General features: G+C 39.8%; 16 protein-coding genes and 1 pseudogene. 8 read left to right on the top strand and 9 right to left on the bottom strand.

Features of this window, described 5'->3' with window-relative positions:
* Nucleotides 1-200 precede the first annotated feature (200 nt).
* Complete coding sequence (locus tag B9A52_RS03610) at nt 201-1,637, bottom strand: NADP-dependent isocitrate dehydrogenase (RefSeq protein WP_084123371.1); 1,437 nt, start codon at nt 1,635-1,637, stop codon at nt 201-203.
* A 364-nt stretch (nt 1,638-2,001) separates the two neighbouring features.
* Between B9A52_RS03610 and B9A52_RS03600 the strand changes: the two genes are divergently transcribed.
* The 3 genes from B9A52_RS03600 to B9A52_RS03590 are packed head-to-tail and all read left to right on the top strand — an operon-like array spanning nt 2,002 to nt 6,651.
* The gene (locus tag B9A52_RS03600; protein WP_084119023.1) at nt 2,002-5,034 is read left to right on the top strand and encodes an Eco57I restriction-modification methylase domain-containing protein; all 3,033 of its coding nucleotides are present in this window, start codon (nt 2,002-2,004) and stop codon (nt 5,032-5,034) included.
* Nucleotides 5,031-5,759 carry a hypothetical protein gene (locus tag B9A52_RS03595; RefSeq protein ID WP_084119022.1) on the top strand — a complete coding sequence of 243 codons (729 nt, stop codon included), beginning with the start codon at nt 5,031-5,033 and terminating at the stop codon, nt 5,757-5,759. The genes B9A52_RS03600 and B9A52_RS03595 overlap by 4 nt, the downstream gene beginning before the upstream one ends.
* Before the next feature lie 55 nt (nt 5,760-5,814).
* Nucleotides 5,815-6,651 carry a PDDEXK family nuclease gene (locus B9A52_RS03590; RefSeq protein WP_197687266.1) on the top strand — a complete coding sequence of 279 codons (837 nt, stop codon included), beginning with the start codon at nt 5,815-5,817 and terminating at the stop codon, nt 6,649-6,651.
* 641 nt (nt 6,652-7,292) lie between these two features.
* Here the strand turns inward: B9A52_RS03590 and B9A52_RS03585 are convergent.
* Nucleotides 7,293-7,652, bottom strand: coding sequence for a type II toxin-antitoxin system PemK/MazF family toxin (locus B9A52_RS03585; RefSeq protein WP_084119020.1), 360 nt, complete (start codon nt 7,650-7,652; stop codon nt 7,293-7,295).
* A gap of 2 nt (nt 7,653-7,654) precedes the next feature.
* Nucleotides 7,655-8,194: a hypothetical protein gene (locus tag B9A52_RS03580; RefSeq protein ID WP_084119019.1), complete on the bottom strand. Its 540-nt coding sequence runs from the start codon at nt 8,192-8,194 to the stop codon at nt 7,655-7,657.
* 475 nt (nt 8,195-8,669) lie between these two features.
* Here B9A52_RS03580 and B9A52_RS25375 point away from each other — a divergent pair, with 475 nt between their 5' ends.
* The 4 genes and pseudogenes from B9A52_RS25375 to B9A52_RS03565 all read left to right on the top strand — a co-directional run bounded on the left by B9A52_RS25375 (nt 8,670) and on the right by B9A52_RS03565 (nt 10,933).
* On the top strand, nt 8,670-8,810 hold the full coding sequence (locus B9A52_RS25375) for a hypothetical protein (RefSeq protein WP_157370059.1): 141 nt from the start codon (nt 8,670-8,672) through the stop codon (nt 8,808-8,810).
* A 30-nt stretch (nt 8,811-8,840) separates the two neighbouring features.
* Nucleotides 8,841-9,269 carry a putative quinol monooxygenase gene (locus B9A52_RS03575; protein WP_084119018.1) on the top strand — a complete coding sequence of 143 codons (429 nt, stop codon included), beginning with the start codon at nt 8,841-8,843 and terminating at the stop codon, nt 9,267-9,269.
* 389 nt (nt 9,270-9,658) lie between these two features.
* A pseudogene (gene tnpA / locus B9A52_RS03570) lies at nt 9,659-10,104 on the top strand (IS200/IS605 family transposase).
* A 472-nt stretch (nt 10,105-10,576) separates the two neighbouring features.
* Nucleotides 10,577-10,933 carry a helix-turn-helix domain-containing protein gene (locus tag B9A52_RS03565; protein WP_084119017.1) on the top strand — a complete coding sequence of 119 codons (357 nt, stop codon included), beginning with the start codon at nt 10,577-10,579 and terminating at the stop codon, nt 10,931-10,933.
* Nucleotides 10,934-11,287: 354 nt separating this feature from the next.
* On the opposite strand, the gene B9A52_RS03560 is transcribed toward B9A52_RS03565, so the two are convergent.
* Nucleotides 11,288-13,021 carry an amidohydrolase gene (locus B9A52_RS03560; RefSeq protein ID WP_084119016.1) on the bottom strand — a complete coding sequence of 578 codons (1,734 nt, stop codon included), beginning with the start codon at nt 13,019-13,021 and terminating at the stop codon, nt 11,288-11,290.
* 285 nt (nt 13,022-13,306) lie between these two features.
* Here B9A52_RS03560 and B9A52_RS03555 point away from each other — a divergent pair, with 285 nt between their 5' ends.
* Nucleotides 13,307-13,636: a hypothetical protein gene (locus tag B9A52_RS03555; protein WP_084119015.1), complete on the top strand. Its 330-nt coding sequence runs from the start codon at nt 13,307-13,309 to the stop codon at nt 13,634-13,636.
* 9 nt (nt 13,637-13,645) lie between these two features.
* Here B9A52_RS03555 and B9A52_RS03550 read toward each other — a convergent pair whose 3' ends face one another.
* The 5 genes from B9A52_RS03550 to B9A52_RS03525 form a co-directional block, all read right to left on the bottom strand.
* Entirely contained in the window at nt 13,646-16,135 is a 2,490-nt protein-coding gene (locus B9A52_RS03550; RefSeq protein ID WP_084119014.1) for a cation-translocating P-type ATPase, read from the bottom strand.
* A 346-nt stretch (nt 16,136-16,481) separates the two neighbouring features.
* Nucleotides 16,482-16,943, bottom strand: a complete 462-nt coding sequence (locus B9A52_RS03540; RefSeq protein ID WP_084119012.1) for a hypothetical protein — start codon at nt 16,941-16,943, stop codon at nt 16,482-16,484.
* 24 nt (nt 16,944-16,967) lie between these two features.
* Nucleotides 16,968-18,107 (bottom strand): efflux RND transporter periplasmic adaptor subunit, encoded by a 1,140-nt coding sequence (locus B9A52_RS03535; RefSeq protein ID WP_084119011.1) that lies wholly within the window; start codon nt 18,105-18,107, stop codon nt 16,968-16,970.
* A gap of 3 nt (nt 18,108-18,110) precedes the next feature.
* Nucleotides 18,111-19,322, bottom strand: coding sequence for a TolC family protein (locus B9A52_RS03530; RefSeq protein ID WP_084119010.1), 1,212 nt, complete (start codon nt 19,320-19,322; stop codon nt 18,111-18,113).
* Nucleotides 19,306-22,443 carry an efflux RND transporter permease subunit gene (locus B9A52_RS03525; RefSeq protein ID WP_084119009.1) on the bottom strand — a complete coding sequence of 1,046 codons (3,138 nt, stop codon included), beginning with the start codon at nt 22,441-22,443 and terminating at the stop codon, nt 19,306-19,308. Before B9A52_RS03525 ends, B9A52_RS03530 begins: the two co-directional genes overlap by 17 nt.
* Between the last annotated feature and the right edge of the window lie 9 nt (nt 22,444-22,452).

The following is a 22,452-nucleotide window of genomic DNA, read 5'->3' as shown; positions in this document are numbered from 1 at the left end:
GATGTCGGGCATTTCATTCCTCAGACTAGAATTAACATAGATGTCCAATCTTCTGGCATAATTGCGTACATACATATTTGCAAAAGATTCAATCCTAATCTCCAATATCCCGACAAAGGGATGATCAATTTAATCCAATAAAAAAAGGGTGCAGATTCATGTCCACACCCTTTTCTTTATACTGATTGGTTACAAAATTTTTATTGACCTTGACCTAAGGAAAATCCTTGGACTCCATCAAAGAAGTAAAGGTTTTCTGTTTTTATCACATCAATGTCAAGGTGGGAAGCCCTTGAAAGTAGCTCGATAATATCGGCTTTGGAAAAAGACCTGCCCTCTTTTGGTTTGAATCTGCATCTCCAATGGTCTGTGCAGAATGTTTCTTCAAATCCCTCAGGCCAAACTTTGATTCCGCGGTTGGTGATCATGGAGAGTTTGACCTCAGAAAAATTCATTTTCTGAACCAGCGCTGCAATTTCCTCTGCACTGGTTCCATTCCAATGGACGAACACATCAACTCCTACCAATTCCTTTTTGGCCGGCTGCTTTTTCTTGTATTTTGGCAAGACCATGGGAATGTTTTTGTCATAGTGGACAGCAGGAAATACCTGTGGTTTCTGACCCAATCTGGCAATCACTGCCTTAGCAAATTCCTTGGTTCCAACTTTCTCTTTGCTCACTCCTTCTTTAAAAATATCGTAGGTATGGATTCCGTCCTCAATGGTTTTGAGCCAGGCATTCTGTACTTTCTCGGCGACATCTGACTGCCCAATGTGGTTCAACATCATGATGGCCCCTTGAAGAAGTCCTGAGGGATTTGCAATGTTTTGGCCGGCCCTGCGCGGTGCTGAACCATGAATCGCTTCAAACATGGCGCATTCCTCTCCGATATTAGCAGATCCCGCAAGTCCTACTGAACCTGTGATCTGGGCGGCCACATCTGACAAAACATCCCCATAAAGGTTGGGCATGACCAATACGTCAAATGCTTCCGGGCTATCTGCCAACTTGGCCGCGCCGATATCTATGATCCAATGTTCGTTTTCTATTTCAGGATATTCTTTCGCGATTTCATCAAAAACTTTATGGAAAAGACCATCCGTTTGCTTCATGATATTGTCTTTGGTGAAGCAGGTTACTTTTTTCCTGTTCTGCTGACGGGCATATTCGAAGGCATACCTGACAATTTTTTCACAACCCGGACGGCTGATAAGCTTGAGGCATTGTACTACCTCATCCGTCTGCTGATGCTCGATGCCGGCATACAGATCTTCCTCATTTTCCCTGACGATCACGACATCCATGACAGGATGCTTGGTCGACACAAAAGGATGCAAACTTCTGCAAGGTCTAACATTGGAATACAGTCCCAAAAATTTTCTGGTAGTCACATTCAGACTTTTGTATCCGCCACCTTGGGGGGTGGTAATCGGAGCCTTCAAAAAAATTTTGTTTCTCCTGATGATATCCCATGAGGAATTTGCGATTCCCGAGGTGTTGCCCGAAAGGTACACTTTCTCCCCTACCTCGATCTCTTCAATTTCAATTTTGGCACCTGCGGCAAGGATGATTTCCAAGGTGGCATCCATTATTTCAGGTCCAATTCCGTCGCCTTTGGCTACTGTTATTTTTTTCATATGGAGGTTTTGATTTGGTTCGATCAAAATTCTCAGAAAAATCACATAAATAATAATATATGTTTTTAATACATATTATAAAAATATTTTATATTTTTAACAATATCATAACCCAAAAATTGGTCATTGGCGCTGAAATATCTTTGTTATGGTCAAAAAAAAACACTGCCAGAAGCAGTGTCTATTTTCCTTACTAAACCTCAAAATACCTCCGCCAATGTTTGTGTCTCCACAAACATTCCTTATTCTGAATTATTCATTCTTAATTTTTTGATTTTTTCCCCTCCATTGACCGAAAATTTACTTTCCTTCCTTATCTTCAAAAACAAATCAGTTAGCATCCCTTTTTGATCAAATTTAGCTTATGGCTCTTTTTCAGAATTCAGTTCTTAAGAAATACCTCGCAGGTCAGGAACAGGCTGCTATGCATGCTGCCTTTGGGGCTTACCTGACGTATTTCCACGATCCCATGCGCCGGGCAAATATCCGGGCATCGAAAGAAGAACAGTTTCAGGAGGGATTTCTCCGTGAACTCTTTGTAAATATCCTCGGCTACACGATCAATCCCGATCCGGATTTTAACCTGACCACGGAACTCAAAAACATCAAGGACAGCAAGAAAACGGATGGTGCAATCATTAAAGACGGCAAAGCCATCGCCGTCATAGAACTGAAAGGGACAGATACCAAAGACCTGGAAAAAATCAGGGATCAGGCTTTCAATTATAAAAACAACCATCCCGACTGTATCTATGTCATCACGAGCAACTTTGAAAAGCTGCGCTTCTATATCCACAATGCGGTAGATTATATCGAGTTTTCTATCCTGCAGATGCAGCAGGAGGAATTCCGTCTGCTGTGGCTGCTGCTCCAAAAGGACAACCTCCTTGCAGGAATCCCCCAACAGATCAAAACCGAATCGCTCCTTGTAGAAGAACAGGTCACCAAGAAACTTTATGCGGATTACTCTGCCTTCAAACAGGAACTCTGGCAGGATATGGTCGCCAACAATCCCGGACAGGACGAACTTCTGCTCTATAAGAAAAGCCAAAAGCTGCTCGACCGCTTTCTCTTTATCTTCTTTGCCGAGGACAAGGGACTGCTGCCACCAAACTCCATCTCCGAGATCGTCAAGCAATGGGTCAAGCTCGCCGAGATGGACGAGTACCGACCGCTGTATGACCGGTTCAAAAAGTATTTTGGCTATATGAATACCGGTAGGGTGATTCCCGGCAAAGCCGAAATCCATGCCTACAACGGCGGACTCTTCGCACCTGATGAACTTTTGGACAGCCTGACTATCTCCGATACCCTGCTCAAAAAGCACGTCTCCAAACTCACCGAGTACGACTTCGAATCGGAAGTGGACACCAATATCCTCGGGCATATCTTCGAGCATAGTCTCAACGATATAGAGAATGTCCGCGCTTCGCTGGAGGGGACAGTCGTAGACAAAAGCAAAACCAAGCGGAAGAAAGACGGGGTATTCTACACCCCCAAGTACATCACCAAATACATCGTGGACAATACCCTCGGGAAACTCTGCGCGGAGAAAAAAGCCGAACTCGGCATCATCGATGAGGAATTTGCCAAGGGGAAAGCCGGGAGGAAGAAAGACACCCTGCAGAAGCTTGTAGCCCAACTCAAAGCATACAGAGAATGGCTGCTGCAACTCGCTATCTGCGATCCTGCCTGCGGATCGGGCGCTTTCCTGAATCAGGTTCTGGAGTTCCTGATGGCCGAGCACCGCTATCTCGACGAACTCGAATCCATGCTCTTTGGCAGCAGCATCGTCTTCCCCAACGTGGAAAACCATATCCTCGAAAACAACATCTTCGGCGTCGATATCAATGAAGAATCTGTGGAGATCGCCCGCCTCAGCTTATGGCTGCGCACGGCACAGAAGGGCAGAAAACTCAGCACCCTCAGTTCCAATATCAAAGTAGGCAACTCCCTGATCGATGACCCTGAAGTAGCAGGAGACTTGGCCTTTGACTGGCAAGCCCAATTCCCAAAGGCATTTGCCAAAGGAGGGTTTGATGTGGTGGTTGGGAATCCGCCTTATGTAAGTAGCAAAGGGGAGAATTTTAATGAAATAGATAAAGCTTTTTTGACACGTGCTTATCATACTGCAGCATATCAAATTGATCTATACATGTTGTTCCTTGAAAAAGGAATACAGTTGATCTCTGAGATTGGATTAACATCCTTCATTGTTCCAAATACATGGTTAAATAATCTGAATCTTGAATCCGTTAGAAGGTTCATGTTAAACAATACTTCATTGAAAGATATAGTGTTAATGCCATCGGGAACTTTTGCAAGTGCCAGTGTTGATACGGTCATTGTAACTTTTTCATTAGGTGAAATGAACGATAATGTACAACTTCTGAAATGCGAGAACAGTGAATTTGATTCTATTGGTTTTGGAAATCAAAAAGATTGGGCGCATGAAAAAGGAGCTATAATAAATGTGTTTCTCGATCAGCGAACTACTCAATTAATAAAGAAAATAGAGACCAATTCAATTGTTATTGGAGATTTTTGTGAAGCGGTTAGGGGGGTAGGGATTTACCACAAAAGAAAAGGGCACACAAAGGAGTTTATAGAATCCGATCCATTTCAATCAATTCACAAAGTCGATGATACGTTTGTTCCATATTTGAGAGGGAAAAATTTGCAACGTTGGCATTTAACTTGGAATCAGGACAGTTTCATAAGTTACGGTGATTGGTTAGCTGAACCTCGTGACCCAAAGTTTTTTGAAGGTGAAAGAATTTTGATTCGAAAAATACTTTCGGATAGAATTAATATTGCTTTCATAGAAAACAATTTTGTAGTAGACCAACAAATTTACACGGTTAAAATAGAGAAGCCGATAAATTTTAGCTTAAAGGCATTGTTAGCGATCCTGTCTTCTAGTTTGATTACCTACTATTTCAAGCTAAAGTTTTCTGAATTTGATGATTTGTTCCCTCAAATTAAGCTTGATCACATTAAAAGTCTGCCCATTTCGCAACATTTGCCAGATTCAAATGATAAATTTACTCAACTAGTCAACATGGGACTCAATATGGTTTCCCAGCTAAATGATTTAAAAGAAGGGATTTTGATGCTTATTAAATCTAAATTTTCAATAGAACAACCCTCTAACAAACTTCAAAACTGGCCTTCACTAGACTTCAAAGAATTCTTGCGAGAATTGACCAAGGCCAAGGTGAAGTTGAGTCTGTCGGAAGAAGCGGAATGGATGGCCTATTTCCATGAACAAAAAGCCAAAGCCCAATCCCTCCAATCCGACATCACCCGCCTCGACCGCGAGATCGATAAGCTCGTGTATGAGTTGTATGGATTGACGGAGGAGGAGATTAGGATAGTGGAAGGGGGTGAGGGGTGAGCACAAAAAAAATAATTGGAAGCCTTGAGGATTATTTCCAGGATGGTATAGTGTCTGATACAATGTTAGCAATTCATCATTATGTGATTCAAAGAACAATTGGAGAGAATTATATTGCATTGAAAAATGCGCCAAATAAAAATCTAAATAAGCTTTTTGGACAATTGCAGGCTTCATCAAGTGACCTAGCTATAATTCATTTATCAAAAGTATTTGATAAAAAAAACAAACATCATCTTGTAAGGAGTATCGAAGAATTATTAGATTATAATTTTCAAATCACTAGCTATTTTCCTTTAGTTACAAATGATTATATAGAATTTTCTCTCATCAAATCAAAATTAGGCATCGAGTATCTACCGATAAAATTTGACAACCCAAATGAATTAGCGAAATTCTTCAAGGATATTTTTAATTCACTGTCAATAAAAAGGAAATCTGATGATGTGAAATTTATAAGGAACAAGTTCTTGGCTCACAATGAACATGAGGTAGAATTTAATCATTTGAATAATTTCTGGGAAGATTTTTTATACCTGATTGATTTTCTAAAAATATTTATTTCCTTGTTTGGAGTAACAATATTAAGCGCTAGTTATTTTCAATTTCAAGACTTTAAACAAGGCTCTTTACATTATTCGATTATTTCAGATTTATATTGGTTAGTTGAAGAAATTCAAAAAGAAATAGGTGAAGAAAATTTTAAATTTTGGTGGAATGAGTGATTTATTCAATTAGGTAATGGCAATATTCAGACAGTTTACAGCAAACAATATTCCCATGAAGCCTTATGCTTTTTGGAAGGAATTAGCAATGGAAGCATATCTTTTAGAGAATGAAGATATTCTAAAACTTGATGAGCAGAATTTTTCAGAAGTTGAAGTTTTAGACGCAGAAATAGCACTAAAGAGTGGGAGGAAAACAGGCGACGGGAGGATTGATATTCTTGCTAAATATGGTGGGGAATATCTGGGGATTGTTGAAATCAAATTGAATGAAATAAATGAATTAAGTTTAAAGCAATTAGAGAATTATTTGGATGTTAGATCTCAGATTTTTCAATTTCATAATTACTGGATAGAAGAAACTGAACCAAAATGGGTTGGACTTTTAGTAGGATCAAGTATTAGTGCAGGTTTGCAGGAAAAATTATCGAATGGATATCAATACCTAGGTATTCCTATTGCAGGAATGACCATAAAGAGATTTAGGAGTGAAAAGAATGAAATTTTTGTCATATCTGATACCTTTTTTAAATTCTCTTACAGCTCAAAAGATTATTCAAAATTTATTTTTCAAGGAGGAGAGTATAATAAAGGAAGGTTGGTTCATGCTGTTATAAAATCCCATGTGGAAAGAAATCCAGATTTGACATATTCTGAATTAAAGCGCGATTATCCAGATTCTATCCAAGGAAGTTTTGGAGTTTTTGATCTTACTGCCAATGCAGAAAATATTTTTTCTAGGTGGGGACATAAAAGACATTATATCAAAGAAGAAGAAGTGATTAAACTGCAAGATCAGACAATATCAACTTGTACCCAATGGAACCCGGAAAACATCAAAGATTTCATAAATCAAGCTAAGAAGTTTGGATGGATGATCGAAATCAAATGAATTGTTTTTTTCAATAAGTTCAACCCCGCCTGGGTATAGTTTAAGCGTTTGACTGGGCGGAGTTTGCAACTCCGCCCAACTATTTTTCGGATTCCGTAAAGCTGTCGGGAGTAATTCCATTTCTGAAAAGTTCAACCCCCGTCTGGGAGTAGTTTATATAATTGACTTAGAACTGGGTGGGATTTGCAATTCCACCCTTTTTTTTTTGTGATTTGAAAACCCAATTCTGAAAAGTTCAATTCACTTCTCGGTTTCGTTCAGTTTCTTGAATTCGAATCCTCCTCTGGGTCTCTTCGGTGAATATTTTCCGCCGCTGTTTGTGTCACCACAAACATTTCATATTCTGAATTATTCCTTCTCTTGTGGCTAAAGCCGGAAATGTTGTTGATTCCCAATTAACCACCAGCTGAAGCAGGTGGAAATTAAAACCATGGATAGGTTGGGTTATAGTTTTTATTAATCAATATGAATTATTCATTCCTTTTCCAGTTATCCTGCTTCTCCAGAATCCGGATTTTTTTAAACCGCAATTGGCACAACTGAATTCCTAATTAGAATTTCCTTTTGAAACAATGAAAATTTGAATTCATATAAGTTCGGGTTGTAAAAAGGGGGAAACATAAAATCACCCAAAAAAAATATCAGGTGATTTCCGGTCTTATTCTGATTCCGAGTTTATGTATATCTGCTGATATGGATTCCATCTCAGGATAATTTCCGATTTTCCGAATGATTAGTTTTGGATTTATCCAGTAAAGCTCCTGAAGGTGGATAAATGAGTCCATCAACAATCCCATTTGTCTACCAAGCTTTGAATTTTGGACAATCCACCTGCCTGGAAACTGATTCAATCTGTTTTTGGAAGTGATTTTTATTAAAGCAATTTTGATTTCGCTTTGGGTTTTAAAAATAATAGCAGGCCTTGGTTTGCTTTGTATCTCGTTGTTTTCATCTTTCCAGGGGAACTTTACAAGTACCACATCTCCAACCGAATAATGCATGCTTACAGGTATTGCTCGTAAACATTTGAATCTTCATCGTCCCAACCCTCAGGTGAAATGTTTTCCTGAAAATATTGAATATCTTCCTTTGAAAGTTCAGTATTTAAATCAGGGTAAGCTGCCTTCTTAAGGGTTTTCTCAAGATCTGAAAGGTTGTTGAATATTTTATCCATTTGTTTGGCAATTCCCTTTGTAAAGAACACTTTTTCAAGGGTTTGTTTGCTTTGCAGCAACTCTTTCATTTGAGTTATTAATTTCTCTATTGCCAAATGGATGTCAATTAATTCTTTTGGATCAGAATTGTTGATCGATTCATAAATTTTAGCAGTCTCTTTTGAGATGTCATTTCTTAACTTAACCAAATAAATATACAGTATTGGAATAAAAAAAAGAGATGGTATACTAATCAGAACTACCCCAATTATTCCTGCAAAAATTTCTGCCCATCTGATTACTGTGGCCAATACATTAATCACCGATGACTCTAAATTGAGCCTGGTGTTTAATCTATTTGGGATATTTACAGTTGGATTATAATCCATGAGTATTTGTAAGTGATGTTATGAAAAATAAACGTGATTGTAAAAGTAGTGTTTTTAAATATATAAAATATAATTTGAATCCAAATTAAGATCGACTTCCAAGTTCAGAATATTATTCATTTACCTAAACAATCGATTGTTTTTAGCTATGGATTCTAAACGCAATGGACGCGAAGGTTTCGCAAAGGGTCCCAAAAGGAATTGACAATTTTTTACCACTGAGGACGCAGAGAACACGGAGAGTCATTCATCATTCAGAATTTTTGATTCTTTTCTAACGCCAATGTTTGTGTCTTCACAAACATTCCTTATCCTTAATTATTCATTCTTAATTTTTGGTTTTTTTCCCTCCATTGACCGAAAAATTACTTTATTCCTTATCTTCAAAAACAAATTAGTTTGAATCCCTTTTTGATCAAATTTTAGCTTATGGCTCTTTTTATACAGAGGGAAAAAATATTTTAAAAAGAATGAGATGAAATTATTGAAAAACAAATCAATAGAGGCCCAATCCCTCCAATCCGACATCATCCGCCTCGACCGGGAGATCAATGCCTTGGTCTATGAGTTGTATGGATTGACGGAGGAGGAGATTAGGATAGAGGAAGGGGGATAAAAATGATAAGTAGATAAAAACTCCAAGGATATGAAAATAATCAACTTTGAAACCCACAGGGGAAAAATACAAAAGACAAAAGGTTTGTTGCTATGTCTATTTTTTTTTCTTCTTTTATTTGGGAATGGGCTGTATGCACAGGAAAAAAATCAGATGGTAAGGTTGGCTATCATCAAAGTTGACCCTTTACAATTAGAAGCCTATCAAGTAGCACTAAAAGAACAAATGAATGCTGCAATTCTGAAAGAAGCTGGTGTATTAACCTACTATGCTGTTGCCGATAAAAGTGACCCTTCAAAAATCACCATATTGGAAATTTATGCAGATAATGCTGCCTACCAAACCCACATTACCAAGGCACATTTTCTTAAATACAAAGAGACGGTCAAGGATATGGTTACTTCATTGGAATTGGTAGATGTAGACCTCATTTCTTCCCTCAACAAAACAGGGAATTAGAACCCATCTATGTGTATAATATTCGTTTGCCTGGGCGGAAGTATGCAACTCCGTCCTACTATTTTTCGGATTCCGTTAAGTTGTCGGGAGTAATTCCATTTTCCGATAAGTTCAACCCCTTCAGGGTTGTTGCCATCATTTATCGATCATTCTTACCCCCGGTTGCACCGGGGGCTATTGAAAAGTTGGACCACTCCGTGGTCATCTATTCTAGTTTCCGGTTTTTTTGAAAAGACCCCGAACGGGGTCAAACTTCTCAATAACCACGGGCCGCTGCCCGTGGATAAAAGATATCCGTTTAATTTTGCACGACCCTGAAGGGGTCGAACTATTTTTGACAGAAAATTTTTAAATTCAACTATCCTTCACTTTTAAAACCAAATTCGTCTATGAGCACTTATACCCAAATAATTTTCCACATTATTTTTTCTACCAAACATCGGGAGCCAAGCCTGCTTCAATCTGAAAAGAAAAGACTTTATGCCTTTATCCATCAGTTGCTTACCAATAAAAACTGTCACCTGTACAGAATCAATGGCATGGAAGATCATCTCCATATTTTGACACATATACATACAACAGTGTCTGTTGCTGCATTGATCAAAGACATTAAACTCGCCTCAAGTGATTTCATTAACAAGGAGGGAATTTTCCCCAAATTCAATGGATGGCAGGATGGTTACGGGCATTTTCAGAGACCATCAAAGCCAAAGGCAGACTAATGAAATATATTAAAAATCAAGAGGAACACCATAAAAAGGTTACATTTTTGGAGGAATATCAAGCTTTGTTGGAGGAATACGAAATAAAATTTGACCCAAAATACCTGTTGTAGATAGATCGGATTTTAAATTTTGATTCTGAGAAAAGTTCAACCCCGTTCGGGGTTGTGGCTCCCGTTTTTGACATAGATTCCCCCGGTTGCCACCGGGGGCTATTGAGAAGTTGGACCACTCCGTGGTCCTCTATTCTATTTTCCGGATTTTTGAAAAGACCCCGAATGGGGTCAAACCTCTCAATAGCCACGGGCCGCAGCCCGTGAATAAATGATATAACGACCCAATTCCAACGACCCTAAATGGGTCGAACTTGTCTCTATTTCATAAATTGATCAATTAATTTCAGTCCTTTTGCCCACGTTTTTTTCCCTAAGTTACACCTAGAGTTCAATTCCGTTGAGTGTGATTTGTCATTCCACCCTTTTATTTTTTGGGATTTGAAATCTAATTCAATAACCTGTTTAAAAAAAGAATATCTCAACCTTTACCAATTTGGTAACTTTTTTATTAGTTTTGATATTGATTATTATGGTAATTAAGGCTATAAAAACTGAATCAGACTATAATCAAGCACTGCAAAGACTTGAAAAAATATTTCATGCTCCAGCAAACTCCGAAGAGGGTGACGAAGCAGAAATTTTATCAATATTGATTGAAAAGTATGAAGATGAACATTATCCTATTGACGCTCCTGATCCACTTGAGGCCATAAAGTTTAGAATGGAACAAATGGGAATGGATAACAAAGATTTGGCTGAGATTATTGGCTACAAAAGCCGTGTATCGGAAATTTTTAGTGGTAAAAGAAAACTCACACTCAAAATGATCAGGAATCTTCATGAGAAGTTAAATATACCTTATGAATCATTGATTGCGGACTACTAATGAACGATTTGCCACCTAATGAGTGTAGAAAATGCGTTTAACTGGGCGGAGTTTGCAACTCCGCCATACTATTTTTCGGATCCCCTACAGCTGTCGGGAGTATTTCCATTTCCTATTTAATTCAACTACACCAAACATCATTCTTTATTTATTCTCGGTTTTTGTCCCTTTAAAAACTCTCCTTCACATTCAGCTAAAACCTGAGTTTCCCGGATATTTTATTGTTTCAAAGGCCGCAAAGTTTAGGCAAAAGGATTAAAAAAATCGGAATTTCATGACAGGATCAATTCCATATGGGCAATATTTTTTGACATAAGTGAAAAAGGAAAATTGAAATACCCAAATGACTTAAACTCAACTTGATTTTAAGTAAACAGATTTTCCTTCTTTGATGGTTTCCATCACTTTAATGTCCATAATGGAAGCAGGTTCAACTTTTAATGGATTTTGATCCAAAATCACAAGATCTGCAAGTTTGCCAACTTCAAGCGTCCCTTTCGTTGCTTCCTCAAAGTATTGGAAAGCGGCCCAAGTAGTAATACTCCTCAAAGCATCATAGGGACTTATTCTTTCCTCCGGACCAATAACCTGTCCCGAACGGCTTGTTCTATTCACGACTGTATGTAGAATCATAATACTGTTAGGCAAAATCACCGGGGAATCATGGTGCTGACTGAAAATCATTCCTTTTCGAAGTGCCGTACCTGCCGGAGAAATACGGTATCCCCGCTCTTCTCCCAAAACTTCATTGACATGCCAATCGCCCCAATAAAAAGTGTGCAAGCCAAAAAAAGATGGTATCATTCCAAGTTCTTTCATTTTATCCAATTGCGGATCTGTCACCGTTTGGGAATGAATCATAACGGGTCTTCTGTCGTCATTTCCATAAAGAGATGCGGCATTTTCAACTGCCCTTATAAATTGGTCAGCAGCAGCATCTCCATTGCAATGTGCCAATATTTGCCATTTGTTTTCAAAAGATGCATTGATCAAGGAGAAAACAATTGAATCTTCCTGAATCGCAGGATAACCCCGATAGTCACTATTCTGTCCTGTTGGGGGTATTTTATAAGGTTTAGATAGCCAAGCCGTTTTTCCTTGTGGGGAACCATCAAGAGAAATTTTCGCTCCTGCAATTCTCAGGTGGTTTTGGTAGTTGTCACTTACGCCAACCACTTTGAGGTATTCCATCTGGGATTGGATATCAGGGTATACCGCGATATCAATATCAATTTGGTCCTTTTGGGCTAAATTTTTTAGGATTTCTGAGGCATCTTTGGATGCCCGGCCTTCTTGGGCAGTGGTAAAACCAAAAGACATGTATAAATCCTGTCCTGCCAAGGCAATTTTTTGATTGGCTTCTGAATCCAGGCTACCTAAAATTTTGAAAATGGGAATGAAAAATGCCATTTCTTCCAAGACTCCATTGGGAATTTGGGTTCCTTCAATCCTTCGAATCAGGCCTCCGGGCGGGTTTTTAATTCCATCAACATAGCGCACCATTTGGAGCCCCTTATTATTCATCGAAGCCAAATGTCCGGATTGGTGAATAATGATCACCGGAATGTCTTTTGACACTTTATCAAGGTCTTCGGCAGTAGGATGGAGCTTTTCTGTGAGTTGGGAATCATCATATCCAAAACCGATAATCCAGTTAATTTCATCAATGACTGTCTGGTTTTTTTCTTTCCATTCATTCAAAACATCCAAAACTGACTGAATGCTATTTACTTGACCATCAGGTGGAGGTAATAAATTGGCCGCCAAGGCTTGAATCCCGGTGTTAAAAATATGTCCATGTGCATCAATAAAACCGGGAAGTAGGGTTTTCCCTTTCAGGTCAACTTCTAAAGTTGGTTTTGGAAATGTTTCTTTCGCAGCATCCAAATTACCGGCAAAAGCGATTTTCCCATCTTTGACGACAAGTGCATCTATATATTGGGGTTGGTCACCAGACATGGTAATAATATCACCCCCGTAATAAAGCGTGACATTTTCAAGCGATGCGTTTTCTTCAGATTTGGTGCAGGCAAAGAAAAAATAAGCAGAAAAAAAGAAGAGCAAGAGGATAGAGCTATGAGTTCTCATATGATGTCAATTTTAGTTTAAAATTTACAAAAAGAAACATCAATGGCAAAGGCGAAGAGATTTTTTTAGTATTTCTTGGATTTTGGTAACTCTCTATTGTTTAACTATTTGAATTTCTTTGACTGCAAGGGAAGCAATTTGGGTTTCTTTAAAGAAAACATATAGCCAGCATAGTATAAACTTCCATTTATTTTTCATAGAAGACTTCCGATTTACAACCTAATTAGATCTTTAGTCGTAATCAGTCCAAATCTATATTCTCTTTAAACCTCAAACGTTGTCACCATGAAAATCTCCACTATCTTTTCGCTCCTTTTCTTGCTGCTTTTTAGCTCTTCCTGTGAAAATCTGGAGAGGAAGTTTCAGGAAAAAGTAAATCTGATCAATGAAAAAGCACAGTCATTGGATTCTTTGATGAATGAGGAATTGGAAAAGATGGGCTCATTGGATTCAATGATCAATCGGGAGTTGGATAAAGTAAATTCACTTGACTCCTTGATTGACCAAAAATTAGATAAAGTTAACTCCTTGGATTCTTTATTTAACGATACCTCCTCCAAGGTAGATTCGATGGTGCAGGGTAAAATGGACCGTATAAATCGGATTATCAATTAGAAGTTTTCTCTAAAACTTCATTCCTTTCTTCCGCTGAAAAAATTTCCAAACCTCTATCCAAAATACCCCTATGGAAGCAATCAAAAGAGAAGCAAGGAGTTTATTGAAACTTACAGGCTCGAAATCAAATACCCCCATAATGGCGGGAATCGTCAAGATCAAAACCAAGAGAATGAGGGAAATGCCCAAGATCAAGGGAACAAGTCTATTCTCATAGGTCAAAGTCTTGAAAACAGAATAATAGAAAGATCTGTTCACCAAGGTCAGGAAGATATTGCTGAAGACCAAGGTCGAAAAAATCAAGGTCCTGACACTTGCTTCGCTGTGGCCGGAATCCATGAGGTAAAACCCAAAACCCAAACAAGCACCGGTAATGGCCAAGCCCTGAACCACACTCAAAGAAAGTTCTGACCATGAAAAGAAAGTCTTTGACATGATCCGAGGTGGCTTGTTCATGGAATCCGGCTCGATCGGTTCATTCTCAAATACAATGGAACAGGTCGGTCCCATGATCAATTCGAGAAAAATCACATGGATCGGGGTGAAAATCACCGTAAACTCCCAACCCAATACCAAGGGCAGTAATACAATCAGAATGATGGGAATATGAATGGAAATGATGTATTGAATCGCTTTTTTGAGGTTTTCGTAGATCCTTCTACCTAGTGCGACCGCTTCCGTCATGTGCCCAAGGTCATCATCCATCAGGACCAAGGCTGCGGCCGATTTGGCCACCTCACTGCCACGCTTTCCCATCGCAATACCAATATGGGCAGCTTTTAGTGCGGGTCCATCATTCACCCCATCTCCGGTCATGGCGACCACTTCCCCGTTTTGCTTGAGGGCTTCGATTACTTTGAGCTTGGCTTTGGGAAACATCCTTGCAAAGACATGGGTTTCTTTGGCTTTTTGTTGGAGGTTAGAAGTTTCCATGGCCATCACTTCATCTCCGGTCATAATGGCTCCATCAGATTTCAATCCAACCTGAGTGGCGATGGCAGCTGCAGTTTTGGGATAATCTCCTGTAATCATTTTTACTTCTATTCCTGCCTTATAGAATGAATTCAGGACTCCCGCCATATTTTTCTTAGGAGGATCATAAAAAGCCAACAGTCCCAAAAATTCAAATTCGAATTCCTGTTGGGTTTTTGGATAATGTTCAATACTTGGGTCTGCCTTACCTACAGCCAAGACCCTATAGCCTTGTGAAGTGAACCTTTCCATTTGGGCCAAAACTTTTGTAGTGACCTTCTCAGGCAGGTTACTTTGATTTATTACTGCTTCTATACTTCCCTTGACAGCGATGATTTTTTCCCCATTCTCTTTTTGAAAAATATGGGTCATGATTGGTGGCTTTCCTCCAAGTGGATATTCATGAATCATTTTAGCAGTCTTCCTTTCATCGGTAGGCGCCACCTTTTCATAAAAATTATGGATGGATTTTTCCATAGGATCAAAAGGGAGGATCTCTGAAGCCCAAAGGGAATATTCCAAGGTGGTGCTGAATTGAGGCTTATCCTTGGCAAAATCCTGAAGACTTCCCTTTCCTAGGTCAAAGATGGCGCGGAGCTCCATCCTGTTTTCGGTCAATGTTCCGGTCTTATCCGTACAGATGACAGTTGCTGCACCAAGAGTTTCTACTGTATAGGGGCTTCTGGTGATTACTTTCTTTTTATAAAGGCGGTATGCGCCCAAAGCCATAAAAGTGCTGAAGGCCACAGGGATTTCTTCCGGTAAAATCGACATGGCCAAGGTAAGACCCTGAAGCAAGGCATTGAGAATGTCTTTTGAAATCATGTAATTGATTCCCCAAACCAACAAAAATGCAATGGCACCAAAGCTGACCATGTACTTGACAAAGCTTTTGATTTGGGTCTGAAGCGGTGTTTTGGTCTGTTCGATCTCCGCTAGACTTGTCCCGATTTTCCCCAATTCTGTTTGTTTTCCGATTGCCTGCACCTCAGCGACACAGTTGCCTGCGTCAACCATTGTGCCCTGAAATATCAATGGTGATTCAGAAAGATGGTCCTTGGAAACTGACAAGGATTCCCCTGTCAGGATGCTTTCATTGACTGAAAAATCATGTGCTTCGATAATCTTTGCATCAGCGGGAATCAGATTTCCATCTTCTACCAAGATAAGGTCCTTGACGACGATTTCTCCTGTTGGAATGGTTACAACTTCACCATTCCGATAGACTTTTGCTTGGGGGGAGGATAGTTTTTTGAGGGCATTGACTGCATTTTGGCTTTTGTTTTCCTGAAAAATGGAAATGCCGGAAACCAATCCTATTGCTACCAGCATAATGATGCCCTCGGTAGTTTCACCAAGGATAAAATAAATGACAGATGCTGCAATCAAAATGATAAACAAAGGCTCTTTAAGTATCTCAAGCAAAATCCCCCAAATGGGATTTTTGCTTTTTTCACCCATTTCATTGCTTCCAAAAGCCTTGCGGTTTGCGATTACTTCCTGATCACTTAGGCCTTTGTATTTCATCTTTATCCAAAAATCTTTGAGAATTTCAATTTAAACATTTATGATCTATTTCCTCAGGGTATTTTTTTTACCACAAAGAAAAAGAAGGTATCGCAAAGGGCGCAAAGGAAATTCGCTTCCCTGTTTTTGGCGGAAAGTTAATTTCATTCTTTCCATTTTTTCGGCCAAAAACCGGAATCGCCAATTCTCTTTATACCCCGAGTTTCCTTCCTCATTCGGGGCTACCCAAATTTGATCCCTACGGGATCCACTCGTTACCAATGTTTGTGTCATCACAAACATTTTTCATTCCCCGCCAATGGTTGTGTCATCACAAACATATCTCTCAATCAGTTGGAATAATCCATCAGTCCACTTGGGTAACAAAACCTTCCCTGATTTCAGGATGGCTGATTTCCCCGCCAGTGGTACCGGCTTCTTTGGCAAAAAAGAGGACAACTACCGCAAACAACAAAACAAAAAGGGAGAGAAAATTGGCCATGGATTTTTCTTTCCAATTGGCCCAAAAACCTATTAATGATAAAACTCCCAAACCATAAGAAAGGTAGGCAAATGTTTCTGCCGCCTCTTCATGGATTTCGATATATTTTTCTTCAATGCCGGGGAGATTTTCGATTACCTCTTCTGCATCTTCACCGGTTCCGAATGCGGGTAGGGTAAGAATAGATCCAAAAATAAATAATCCCAAAGCCGCTCTTTTTAGTAATTCTGAACGGAAAGCAAAGCCAATCACCATGACCAGAAACCCTATGATGGGAATGATAATGGGAAAGTGGTTGAAAATAAGATGAAGATGTGCTGGATTCATAGTTGTATTGGTTTAGTATGGTGACTATTTGATAAGCTGAAACCCGCCCTTAGAAAGGAATAGGGTTCCTGTGGCAAAATCTTTTTCTGAAAGTATTTCTACCATCTCTTCGTCCTGCAATCCTATGTCGACTTTGGTTTTTTTAAGATAATAGAGGTCCTCTTCTTTTTTGGTCAAAACGAGGACATAGTTCACATCATTGGAATTGATTACTGAGGAAATAGGTAAAGCGGTATTTTTGCTGCTTTTGACACCGATTTTAGCTTCGATAAACATCCCGGGTACCAGTAGGTTACCTTCTTTTTCGTTATCCAAATGGACATGAATGTTGAGCATACGTTTTTCGTTGATCGATTGCCCGATAAGGAAAATTTTACCCTTGAATTCCCTGCTTTTATTGTCCGGTAGGTAGAAAGTGACCGCCTGACCTATTTCCAAGGCTATGGCATCCTGCTCAAAAACATTGAGCTCAATATGCAGGTGGTCTTTGTTGATGATTGTCAGTGCGATATCCGAAGGATTGAGATACGTTCCTTGATTGACTTTGATGGATTCAATATAGCCGGAAATGGGCGCATAGATATTTGCTTTGGAGGTGATTTTGGCAGGATCAAGATCGCTTGTAGAGATATTGACCAATTGAAGTTTCTTTCGGAGACTTTCGGTTATAGCCAAGGTGCTTTTGTATTCGGATTCCGCCTTTCCAAAACTTTTTTGAGAAGAAATATTTTCTGCTATAAGGGTTTTTTGGCGTTCATAGTCAGATTTGAGGTAAGCAAGTTGGCTCATGGCATCCAGATAATCCTGCTGCATTTGTACAAACTCGGGGTTCTCTATGGTAAAGAGCACTTGTCCTTTTTGAACCTTTTGGCCTATCAACAAGTCAAAGCGGATGATATTTCCGCCAAAATAAGAGCTTACATCAAAGCGGCCCTCAGCAGGAATATTGACCATCCCTGTTGTCAGGATAAAATCCGAAAAGATATGTTCAGATAAAGGATCCAAGGTCATTTCGGCTTTGTCAAACTGCGCTTGTGTAAGGATGATTTCATTGGTATCCCTTTCAGCAAGAATTTCAATGGATTGCTCTTTACCTGATTGGCAAGCAGAAAACATGGCAGTTGAAAGGGCCAAATTAAGGAAGAGGTAGGAATAATTTTTCATGATTTAGGGGTTGATCAGGTAATTGATTTCCAGCACGGTCATATTATATCCTTGAAGATTGGTAAGGTAATCGACTTCAATATTTCTTGAATTTTCAATCAGAAGTACATATTGAAAGAAGTCAATTTCACCACTTTTGTAGGCTTGATTGCCCTGTGCAATCAATTGCATACTAAGCTGCTGTCCTTCCTGGGTATAAAATGAAATGGCCTCTTGGAATTTTTTTAATTCAATTTCCAATTGCTCTCTCCGGTTGGAGAGTTGAAAGGTATAATTATTGGCAGCCAGGTTTGTCTGGGCCAATTCAAATTTAGAGGCATTGATTTTCGCTTTTTGCGCACCAAACCAAAGCGGGATAGAAACCCCAAGTTGGATTCCGGGATAAATTCTTGCGTTGGGTCCGGTATTGGTTCCTCGGAAAAACTCCCCATAGAGGTCAGGTAGGAGCCTTTGTTTTTCCAGTATGACATTATCTTCTTTCAAATTAACAGACTTCTGAAAAAACTGTATGCCCGGATGAGATTCCATATTCCAATTAATAGTTGGCAATGGAATAAGTACTTGGTCAGGAATTACAAATTCACTTCCAGACTGGATTAATTGCTCCAATCTGACATAAGCTTGTTTTTTGCTTTCGCTGGTCTGTGCGAGCTGAACCGCAAGTTCCCGCATTTTGCTTCGGGCCGTTAATTTTTCCAGAAAGTTGGTTTCACCCACTTCATACCTTATATCTGCCGCGATGGAAAACTGTTGGTAGAGACTGTCCAAAAAGCGGTAATTTTCTTCCAGTTTTTGAAGATACAAGATGGTGTAATAGGTCTGGGAGACTTCCTTGATGATCTGATTTTGTGTGAGCAGATACTGCTGTTGTTCCACCATGGTCAAGTCTTCAAGTACCTTTCGCTGTTTGCCATAAACAGTGGGGAACTGTAGGCTTTGGCTTATCCCGAATACTTTATTTGAAAAGCCATTTTCGGCAATGTCATTTTGGTCATGTCGGTAAAAGACCTGGGTTTTATCCAAATTGAAACCCATTGGAACCATTGCCCTGGTAGCTTCCAATTTTTGGTAGGCAGACCGAAGGCCCAAATTATTTTGTAAAGCTGAGTCAATGGCGGCAGGAAGGTCAAGAATTGCTTTTTGTGAAAAGACTTCTATCGGATAAGCCAAGAACAACCAGAAAATAAAATATAGGGTTTTATGAGTGAGATTCATGGCTGTCTTTTTTGGAATGAAACATCGTGTACAATATAGGGAGTACTACCATGGTCAGTAAAGTGGCAGAAATCAAACCCCCTACGACCACTGTAGCTAAAGGTCTTTGCACCTCCGCACCTGCAGAGGTAGATATTGCCATAGGCAAAAATCCCATTGCCGCAGCTGCAGCTGTCAGCAATACAGGCCGAAGTCTTTCTTTCGTTCCCCTGAGAATCAGGGATTTCAGGTCACCGGAATGTTCTTTCTGTAGTTCTTTGAAATGCTCTATGAGCACAATTCCATTCAGTACTGCGATTCCGAACAAGGCAATAAAGCCCACCCCGGCAGATATACTGAATGGCATTCCCCGGAAGTAAAGCAGTAAGATTCCGCCCACAGCTGAAAAAGGAATGGCTGTATAAATCATCAGGGCTTCTTTAATTGAAGAGAGAGCAAAAAACAATAGCAAGAAGATTAAGGCCAATGCAATCGGTACAGCTACAATCAACCTGGCTTTTGCCATATTGAGGTTTTCGAATTGACCGCCATAATCCACGTAATAGCCTTCAGGAAGCTTTATTTCGGATTGAATGATAGCCTGAATATCCTTTACAACGGATTGCAAATCCCTGTTTCTTACATTGACGCCGATGACAACTCTTCTTTTGGTATCATCCCTTGAAATTTTGGCAGGCCCCTTGTCAAGGTAAATCTCTGCGAATTCAGTTAAAGGTAAGAAACTGCCATTCGGAAGGTTTACGGAGGCTTGTCGGATATTATCCAGGTCCTTTCTGAATTCGTTGGGAAACCTGGTGACCAAATCAAATTGCTTTTCTCCTTCGAAAACTGTACCCGCAGATTTACCTGCAAATCCCATAGTAACAATGTCATTCAAGGTGCTGATGTTGATGCCATACTTGGCAATCTTCTCCCGATCATAGCGGATTTTCATCTGGGGCAATCCGGCTGTTTTTTCTACTATGATGTCAGCAGCACCCTCTACGCCTCTGATTGCAGCTTCGATTTCCTGGGCTTTCTGATTAAGAACAGTCAGGTCTTCACCAAATACTTTGATGGCCAAATCAGCCCTAACCCCTGTGATCAACTCATTAAATCTCATTTCGATAGGCTGTGTAAACTCAAATTCCAATCCCGCTATAACAGAAAGAGATTCTTTGAATGCATCTGCCAATTCATCCTTTGTAGAGGCAGTCGTCCAATCTTTATGTGGTTTTAAGGTTACAATGATGTCACTTTCTTCCATGGACATGGGGTCGGTAGGGATTTCAGCAGCTCCTATCCGGCTGACTACCTGATCCACTTCAGGGAATTCAAGAAGTATTTTTTCAATTTCAGTCGTAATTTCAATGGTATTGCTTAAGGTGGTACCGGTTTTAAGTACAGGTTGTATGACGAAATCGCCTTCATCCAAGGTGGGGATGAATTCTGCTCCCATCCTGGAGAATATTCCAAAAGAGACAATCAATAAGACTGCAGCAAGGCTGAGAACGGTCTTTTTTCTTTCCAATGCCCAGCTAATGGTGGGTTGGTAAAGGCTGTTGATCCAGTCAATTAATCTATTGCTGATTGTTCTCTTTTTTGGATCAGTGGCTTTGAGAAAAAGGGAAGAAACAACCGGTACATAAGTAAGCCCTAAAATCATTGTTCCTATGAGAGCAAAACTGAATACTTTGGCCATAGGGCCAAACATTTTTCCTTCCACACCTGAAAGAGAAAGGATAGGGATGAAAACGATGATGATGATGATCTGACCAAATACAGCCGAGTGCATCATTTTGGAAGCGCTTTCAATGGCGATTTTGTCTTTTTGGATCTTTACCTCTGATTTTGAAAGACCAAGCAACAGACCATATTTTGCAGTCAACTGAAATGCAATGAACTCTACAATGATAACTGCGCCATCAATGATAATCCCAAAGTCAATTGCGCCTAAACTCATCAAATTGGCATCTACCCCAAAAATGTACATCATGGAAAGCGCAAAGAGCAAACTTAGCGGGATGACGGATGAAACCACCAATCCTGACCTTAAATTTCCCAGAAGCAGAACAACAACAAAAACAACGATCAAACAGCCCAAAATCAAGTTCTCGGCTATGGTGAAAGTTGTTTTTCCAATCAGTTCACTTCTATCCAAAAAGCCATTGACAATTATTCCCTCGGGAAGAGTAGGGGTAATCTGCTCAAGTTTTGCCTTTACCCGATCTATGGTTGCTTTTGAATCAGCATCTTTGAGCATCATGACCTGGCCAAGGACTTTTTCACCTTGACCGTTTGCCGTAATGGCCCCGAATCGGTTGGCATGTCCAAATCCCACTTTTGCCAGATCTCTTACATAGATGGGCATACCATTGCGGTTATCCACTACAATAAGGCCGATTTCTTCCAGGGTTTTGACCTGTCCTTCGGCTCGGATAAAAAAAGATTCATTGGTTTTTTCAATATACCCACCGCCTGCAATGGCATTGTTTTCTTGAAGTGCTTTGAAAACCTGAAGAAGGTCGATATTCATGGCTTTCAGTCTTTCCGGACTGACCGCCACTTCATATTGCTTTAGAAATCCGCCCCAGGTATTGACTTCCACCACGCCTGAAATCCCTGAAAGCTGCCTTTTGACTACCCAATCCTGAATTGTCCTCAGATCGGTCAAAGTATAACGATCCTCGAAGCCGGGTTTGACATCAATGATGTATTGAAATATCTCTCCAAGACCGGTGGAGATAGGCCCCATAAATGGTTGACCAAAACCTGTAGGGATATTTTCCTCAGCAGTTTTGATTTTTTCAGCGATCAATTGCCGGGGGAGATAAGTACCCATGTTATCTTCAAAAACTATTGTGACAACAGAAAGTCCGAATTTGGAGACTGAACGGATTTCTTTTACTCCGGGCAGGTTGACCATTTCCAACTCAATAGGGTAGGTCAGGTATTTTTCCACATCTTCGGTAGAAAGATTTCTTGAAGTGGTGATCACCTGTACCTGATTGTTGGTTACATCAGGAACTGCCCCAATGGGTATCTGCGAAAGCGAATATGAACCGAAGCCAATGAGTCCAAGGACAAAAAGAAAAACAATAATTTTGTTTCCTACACTCCAACGGATGATTTTGTCTAACATGGCACCTCA

The sequence above is a fragment of the Aquiflexum balticum DSM 16537 genome (genome assembly GCF_900176595.1).
Taxonomy (GTDB): Bacteria; Bacteroidota; Bacteroidia; order Cytophagales; family Cyclobacteriaceae; genus Aquiflexum; species Aquiflexum balticum.
The sequence above is the reverse complement of the archived record's forward strand: the minus strand, read 5'-3'. Positions and strand labels throughout refer to the sequence as shown.